A 3,272-nucleotide genomic window follows, 5' to 3' on the forward strand; every position below is an offset into this window, starting at 1 on the left:
TGAGCCTGACGATGTCCTACTTTCACTGGAAATACAACCAACTATCATCGGCGATAAGGTGTTTCACTGTCCTGTTCGGAATGGGAAGGAGTGGGACCACCTCTCTATGGTCATCAGGCAAAGGCTTTGCTGCGCGAGCAGCGAATTCTTTACTTGGTCAGAAACAAAGCTGAGCTGTGATTCATTGACTCAGAAATTCTCTTGACGACATTCAGTCAAAAAAGCTTCACGGTTATAGGATCAAGCTTCACGAGCAATTAGTAATGGTTAGCTGAGTGCCTCACAGCACTTACACACCCATCCTATCAACGTCCTGGTCTCGAACGACTCTTTAGGGAGGTCTAGCCTCCAGGAAGACTTATCTTCAGGCAAGTTTCCCGCTTAGATGCTTTCAGCGGTTATCTCTTCCCCACATAGCTACCCGGCGATGCCACTGGCGTGACAACCGGTACACCAGAGGTGAGTCCACTCCGGTCCTCTCGTACTAGGAGCAGCCCCCGTCAATCTTCCAGCGCCCACGGCAGATAGGGACAAAACTGTCTCACGACGTTTTAAACCCAGCTCACGTACCTCTTTAAATGGCGAACAGCCATACCCTTGGGACCGGCTACAGCCCCAGGATGAGATGAGCCGACATCGAGGTGCCAAACACCGCCGTCGATATGAACTCTTGGGCGGTATCAGCCTGTTATCCCCAGAGTACCTTTTATCCGTTGAGCGATGGCCCTTCCATACAGAGCCACCGGATCACTATGACCTACTTTCGTATCTGCTCGACTTGTGGGTCTCGCAGTCAAGCACGCTTTTGCCATTGCACTATCAGCACGATTTCCGACCGTACCTAGCGTACCTTCGCACTCCTCCGTTACCCTTTAGGAGGAGACCGCCCCAGTCAAACTGCCTACCATGCACGGTCCCCGGACAGGATGACTGTCCCAGGTTAGAACCTCAAACAAATCAGGGCGGTATTTCAAGGACGCCTCCGCCACAACTGGCGTTGTGGTTTCACAGGCTCCCGCCTATCCTACACAGATCGGTTCAAAGTCCAATGCAAAGCTACAGTAAAGGTTCATGGGGTCTTTCCGTCTAGCCGCGGGGAGATTGCATCATCACAAACACTTCAACTTCACTGAGTCTCAGGAGGAGACAGTGTGGCCATCGTTATGCCATTCGTGCAGGTCGGAACTTGCCCGACAAGGAATTTCGCTACCTTAGGACCGTTATAGTTACGGCCGCCGTTTACTGGGACTTCGATCAGGAGCTTGCACCCCATCAATTAATCTTCCAGCACCGGGCAGGCATCACACCCTATACGTCGACTTTCGTCTTTGCAGAGTGCTGTGTTTTTAATAAACAGTCGCAGCCACCGATTATCTGAGACCTCTTCGCGCTCGGGGTGTTTCTCCCTCCACGCTACAAAGGCACACCTTATCCCGAAGTTACGGTGTCAATTTGCCGAGTTCCTTCTCCTGAGTTCTCTCAAGCGCCTGAGCATATTCAGCTCGCCCACCAGTGTCGGTTTGCGGTACGGTCCCGCTGAACTGGAGCTTAGAGGCTTTTCCTGGAAGCACATCCAATCACTTCGCTCAAAAGAGAGCTCGATGCTTTGCCTCGGAGATTCGCTGACGGATTTGCCTGTCAGCCTCCTACGCTCGCAAACCGGGATATCCAACACCCGGATGATCTTCAATACTCCGTCCCCCCTTCGCATTCAGCGGTGGTCAAGGAATATTAACCTTGTTCCCATCAGTTACGCTTCTCAGCCTCACCTTAGGGGCCGACTCACCCTGCTCCGATGAACGTAGAGCAGGAAACCTTGGGCTTACGGCGAGCGGGCTTTTCACCCGCTTTAACGTTACTCATGTCAGCATTCGCACTTCTGATACCTCCAGCAACCCTTACGAGTCACCTTCGCAGGCTTACAGAACGCTCCCCTACCACTCACACATAAGTGTGAATCCGCGGCTTCGGTTATTGACTTAGCCCCGTTACATCTTCCGCGCAGAAAGACTCGATCAGTGAGCTATTACGCTTTCTTTGAAGGATGGCTGCTTCTAAGCCAACTTCCTGACTGTCTTAGCCTTTCCACTTCGTTTTCCACTTAGTCAATATTAGGGACCTTAGCCGGCGGTCTGGGTTGTTTCCCTCTTGAGTCCGGACGTTAGCACCCGGTGCTCTGTCTCCCGTGCTCAAACTTCCAAGTATTCGGAGTTTGCCATGGTTTGGTAAGACGCCATGTCCCCCTAGCCATAACAGTGCTCTACCCCCTGGAGTCATACACGAGGCACTACCTCAATAGTTTTCGGGGAGAACCAGCTATCTCCAGATTTGTTTAGCCTTTCACCCCTATCCACAGCTCATCCGCTAATTTTGCAACACTAGTCGGTTCGGTCCTCCAGTGTGTGTTACCACACCTTCAACCTGGCCATGGATAGATCATCTGGTTTCGGGTCTACGCCTAACGACTGAACGCTCTGTTCGAACTCGCTTTCGCTGCGCCTCCCCTATACGGTTAAGCTCGCCATTAAACGTAAGTCGCTGACCCATTATGCAAAAGGTACGCAGTCACCCCTTAACGAGGCTCCTACTGTTTGTATGTATGCGGTTTCAGGATCTATTTCACTCCCCTCCCGGGGTTCTTTTAACCTTTCCTTCACAGTACTGGTACGCTATCGGTCGATCACGAGTATTTAGCCTTGGAGGATGGTCCCCCCATCTTCGAGCAGGATGTCACGTGTCCCGCTCTACTTATCGCACACTTAGTACCACAGCTGCCTTTTCCAGTAAGGGGCTATCACCCTCTATGGCCGGACTTTCCAGACCGTTCCCGTAAGTTGGCTGCTATCGAGTGCTGGGCTGATCCGATTTCGCTCGCCGCTACTTTCGGAATCTCGGTTGATTTCTTTTCCTGAAGCTACTTAGATGTTTCAGTTCGCTTCGTTCGCCTCCCATCCCTATATATTCAGGATGGGATACCTGCAAAGCAGGTGAGTTCCCTCATTCGGACATCTGTGGATCAAAGCTTATTTGCCAGCTCCCCACAGCTTTTCGCAGGCTGTCACGTCCTTCATCGCCTGTGATCGCCAAGGCATCCACCACATACACTTAGTCGCTTGATCCTATAACCCTGAGGCCTTTTGCCCTCAAAGTCACAAGCAACCTATAACGTATACGCTGATTTCTCTGATTATGTCGGTTCTTGAGAACTTCAATGAATCAATGAATGCAATCACAACCCGTCTGTCAACATCCACTGCCATCTCATCACGGCA

2 rRNA genes are annotated in these 3,272 nt (G+C 51.5%); both read right to left on the reverse strand.

Annotation, left to right across the window (positions count from 1 at the left end):
- Positions 1-3: 3 nt before the first annotated feature.
- Positions 4-118, reverse strand: a 5S ribosomal RNA gene (gene rrf, locus HMPREF3036_RS00075).
- A gap of 118 nt (positions 119-236) precedes the next feature.
- A 23S ribosomal RNA gene (locus HMPREF3036_RS00080) occupies positions 237-3,119 on the reverse strand.
- Positions 3,120-3,272: the final 153 nt, after the last annotated feature.

This window comes from Sutterella sp. KLE1602, from assembly GCF_001578585.1.
Classification (GTDB): domain Bacteria; phylum Pseudomonadota; class Gammaproteobacteria; order Burkholderiales; family Burkholderiaceae_F; genus Sutterella; species Sutterella wadsworthensis_A.